The sequence below is a fragment of the Mycobacterium sp. genome, from assembly GCF_052143115.1.
Taxonomy (GTDB): domain Bacteria; phylum Actinomycetota; class Actinomycetes; order Mycobacteriales; family Mycobacteriaceae; genus Mycobacterium.
The window spans coordinates 1-3,855 of sequence record NZ_JBKQTQ010000273.1 but is presented as its reverse complement, the minus strand read 5'-3'; the positions used below and the strand labels follow the sequence as shown (position 1 = coordinate 3,855).

4 protein-coding genes and 2 pseudogenes are annotated in these 3,855 nt (G+C 62.6%); 4 read left to right on the top strand and 2 right to left on the bottom strand.

The features are described from left to right. A pseudogene (locus tag ACLQI9_RS26835) lies at positions 1-147 on the top strand (histidine kinase); the annotation flags it as partial. Positions 148-166: 19 nt separating this feature from the next. Here the strand turns inward: ACLQI9_RS26835 and ACLQI9_RS26830 are convergent. Both ACLQI9_RS26830 and ACLQI9_RS26825 read right to left on the bottom strand, forming a co-directional pair. Next, on the bottom strand, positions 167-826 hold the full coding sequence (locus tag ACLQI9_RS26830; protein WP_442392412.1) for a TetR family transcriptional regulator: 660 nt from the start codon (positions 824-826) through the stop codon (positions 167-169). Positions 827-961: 135 nt separating this feature from the next. Next, on the bottom strand, positions 962-1,636 hold the full coding sequence (locus ACLQI9_RS26825) for a TetR family transcriptional regulator (RefSeq protein WP_442392411.1): 675 nt from the start codon (positions 1,634-1,636) through the stop codon (positions 962-964). Positions 1,637-1,958: 322 nt separating this feature from the next. On the opposite strand from ACLQI9_RS26825, the gene ACLQI9_RS26820 reads away from it, so the two are divergent. The 3 genes and pseudogenes from ACLQI9_RS26820 to ACLQI9_RS26810 form a co-directional block, all read left to right on the top strand. Further along, entirely contained in the window at positions 1,959-2,093 is a 135-nt protein-coding gene (locus ACLQI9_RS26820; protein ID WP_442392410.1) for a hypothetical protein, read from the top strand. A gap of 3 nt (positions 2,094-2,096) precedes the next feature. After that, complete coding sequence (locus tag ACLQI9_RS26815) at positions 2,097-3,308, top strand: PPE family protein (RefSeq protein ID WP_442392413.1); 1,212 nt, start codon at positions 2,097-2,099, stop codon at positions 3,306-3,308. A gap of 343 nt (positions 3,309-3,651) precedes the next feature. Then, positions 3,652-3,855, top strand: a pseudogene (locus tag ACLQI9_RS26810) (PIG-L family deacetylase); the annotation flags it as partial.

The following is a 3,855-nucleotide window of genomic DNA, read 5'->3' as shown; positions in this document are numbered from 1 at the left end:
GCGAACATGGTCGTCGAATTAACCCACAGAGACGGCTCGACCGTGCGTGCGCTGATGAGCAGGTCGGCGCTGAGGCGCAGCGATGACGAGATTGCGCTCGCGACGTTCCAGGACCTGACCGAGCATCTCTGGGTCAACGAACCTTAATTCTCCCCGGCAGCGCCGGTCAGGACGACGGTTCATGCTTGACGTGCCGCAGGGCCTCGCGGGCAAGGTATTCGCGGTAATACGCCAGCGCTGTATCGGTCACGATCGCCGGGAACAACAGCTCCCAGATCTGGGTCAATCGCTCGATGAGGTCGCTGCCGCCTGGCGCGGCCTGGGACAGGATCCGCGTCCCAAAGGTTGCGCCGATGATGGCCTCGCTGACCATTTTCGGATCGAGGCCCTCTCGGAGGTCGCCTTCGGTGATTGCCCGCCCCACCTCGGCGCTCATCCCCTCCACCCAGTTGGTGTAGACGCCACTGGCGGTGTCATCGAACTTCCCGAAGGCAAGCGTCAGCTGCTCGGCGGTACGAGCCACTTTGTCGGAAGTGAATAGGTCGGCAGCCACAAACGACCCGTGCACCATGTTCTCCAGTGCCGGAGAGAATGAGTCAGACATGGTGGCTAAGGCGTCGAGGACCAGCTTGGCGCCTTCGTCGATGATCGCGGACGCGAGTGAATCCATCGAATCGAAGTGGTGATAAAACGCTCCCTTGGTCATCCCGGTGCGCTCGATGATCGTGCCCCGATCGGCGGCCGCATACCCAACCTCGTTGAACACGTCGATCGCGGCATCGAGAATCTTTCGTCGTGTCGCTTCCGATCGAACCTGGCGGGCCATCGCCTGTTACCTCCGGAGTTCGGGTTGTGTGCCTAGACTCCGGACCCTCGGTGTCTCACAAGTCACTCGGCGGGAAAGCCTAACAGGCGGCAGTCGGATACCGATCGATCACTGCACGTCTGACGTATGTCGTGATCAGCTGGAACCCGCTAGTGCGGAGGTACTCCCGATCGCGATCGCCGTGCGTCGCCTGATGAATTGTTTGAAGTAATCGATCCGGTCCGGACGCACGACACCGGACACCACCAACGCCCACGTCTTCTCGAGGTCGAGCAGAAACTTCTCAGGTTCGTCGAGATTGCTGGTCTGGCGCAGCCCCATGTATGTCGACACGAGCAGACGTCCCACATCCTGCGGGTCGCACCGATCGACGATGTCGCCCTCGACGATGGCATGCCCGACGATGACGGCGAGAGTCTGGATCCATGCCCCTAACCGTTTCTCTTGGAGCCCCTCAATTCGTCCGATCGACTCCAGCAGATGCAACCCCGCTCGGGCGAGGTCGTCGCTGATGTCGCGAACAGCCAGCTGATACGAGGAGTCGATGAGCGTTTCGAGTCCGGAGAGTTTCCGGGTTAGCAGGTCCGCGACCGCGTCGCTGGACTGGGTGGTCTGGTCTTCGATGATTGCCAACGCCAACGCATGCTTCGAGCGGAAGTGGAAATACATTGCGCCCTTGGTCAATTCAGCTTCGGCAAGGACGTCATCGAGGCCGACTTGGTGGTAGGGGCGCCGGGCGAATTGGCGCGCGGCGGCGTGCAAGAGCTGTTGTCGAGTCGTGTCCGCTCGTTTGTCAGTTGATTCGCTCATTCGCAAACCTCGAAGTACGCCTGTGTGGCGAGGGTCCGCGGGCGCTCGGCGTGAGCACCGATGATGGAGTAGCTGTGCTGATATCGGGGCTGTTCATCGAAATGAGTCGCCTTCGGGTGGGGCGATCGTTCGTCATATGTACCGATGGCACCGGCAGCTTTACCGACCCGCCTGCTTCGGTCCGCAACGCATCCGTACGTCAATATTTACGTAAGGTTACCAGCCGATTCTCGATGCGTTGCTTGTTTAGCCACGTGTCTTACAATACTCCAAGTATCCTTCTATGCCATGCATCAGTCAAAAGGTATGTACGATAGCTGTCATGTGGGTGGCTGGTCCGTACAGCTCGCAGGCGTCGCTATCGCGGCTGATCACCACGTTGCTGCAAAGCCTCGCATCGCCCAGTTCGTCCACGTCGTCGGGTTCGGGGCTGTCCGTCAAATACGGCGGTTCATAGATGCTGGAGTTCGGGGCCCTACCGCCAGAGATCAATTCTGGGCTGATGTATACCGGCCCCGGGTCGGGGCCGATGCTGGCCGCCTCCGTGGCTTGGGCTGCGTTGGCCGACGACCTGTATTCGACGGCGACTTCCTATGGGTCGGTGATCTCAGACCTTACGGCGTCGTGGCTCGGGCCGTCATCGGCATTGATGGCGGCCGCAGCCGCCCCCTATGTGTCGTGGATAAGCGCCACCGCCGCCCAGGCTGAACAGACTGCCACTCAGGCCGCGGCGGCCGTGGCCGCCTACGAGGCAGCGTTCGCTATGACCGTGCCCCCGCCGGTGATTGCGGCCAACCGCGCCCTGTTAATGGCGCTGATCGCGACCAACTTCTTCGGCCAGAACACGGCGGCGATCACGGCCACAGAAGCCCAGTACATGGAGATGTGGGCGCAGGATGCTGCGGCGATGTACGGCTATGCCGGTGCGGCTTCGGCTGCATCGACGTTGACACCTTTCACGTCTCCGCTGCAGACCACCAACCCGGCCGGGATGGGCGGGCAAGCCGCCGCGGTCGCGCAAGCTGCCGGCACCTCGGCCGGCACAGGCGTACAGACGGTGTCACCGCGGACCTCAGCGCTGTCCACACCCATGACCTCTGCTGCGATACCGGCGACGTTGTCCTCGTCGTCAACGTCGCCGCTGTCGTCCTTGACGACAATGACTTCGTCGTCGACGGCACTAACGTCGGGGACGAGCCTGGTGTCGGGCACGGCCTCGTCTGCCTCGATGGCTACTTCGGGCATCTCGACACTCGGTTCGGCGGGTTCGCTCATGAACTCGATTGGGCCGACGACCAGCGCCTTCGGCAAGGGATTCCAGGCGTTTGGATCCGCGCTGAGCAGCAGCTGGGGTTCGGGAGCAGGTGCCTTGAGCTCACCCGGCATGGGCGGTACCGCTGTGACCGCGGGTGTGGGCCGGGCGGCCTCACTCGGCGTGTTGTCGGTGCCGCAGGGGTGGACCTCTGCCGCTCCGGCATTCAGCCAGGTTGCGTCGGCGTTGCCGGCCGCCAGCGGGCTGGGGGCCACGCCACCGGTCGTGCCGGGCGGGCCCGGAGCCCCGTTCGGTCCTCCGCTGGCGAATATGGCCGGGCGCCAGGGCACCAGCTCTCCTCTGGCTGCCCGCTACTACGTCCGTCCCGCCGTGGTGCAACGCCCGGTATACACCGGTTAGGCAAAAGGGGTGTTCGCACCAGCCCCGGCGCGGATGGCTAGTCGCTCTGCAGACGAGCGCTCCGGTCCTCTGCTTGCCCTAAGGACTCCCGCAATCTGCGATTCGCGCCACCTCGGCCGCGGACAATACCACTAGTTTACTGATACGCTTAACATCATCCCAATAGTATGTAAGATGTCTTCTATGCCGATAGTCGGTTTGGATGGTTCCGCCGCCAGCGCTGTCCCTCCGACGGGAGGGGTAGTGGGCGGTACCTTAGAGCGTCTGCGTGGCGGAGCGACGCCACGCAGGGGATTCATCCGTGGATGGTGTGGGACTCGGGTGAACTCGCGGAGCTGCCCGCATGATGGCGCTGACGCCGGTCAGCCTCAATTCCGTGGCTGTTATCGGCTACGAGATCCTCAAGTGGGAGTCGGACTTGTCTAATCCGACACTCTACTTACCGATTCCAACCGAGACCGCGCACCAGAAGGCGAGATTGCTCGCCGAGTGCTATCCGTCTCAATCCGGCCGCGGATGGTTTGACGACGAGGTGTTCCTCGGCTTG

Bases quoted from the DNA above. Each gene is read 5' to 3' on its own strand.
- ACLQI9_RS26820 (WP_442392410.1), top strand. From the start codon at position 1,959: ATGTGGGTGGCTGGTCCGTACAGCTCGCAGGCGTCGCTATCGCGGCTG.
- ACLQI9_RS26825 (WP_442392411.1), bottom strand. From the start codon at position 1,636: ATGAGCGAATCAACTGACAAACGAGCGGACACGACTCGACAACAGCTC.
- ACLQI9_RS26830 (WP_442392412.1), bottom strand. From the start codon at position 826: ATGGCCCGCCAGGTTCGATCGGAAGCGACACGACGAAAGATTCTCGAT.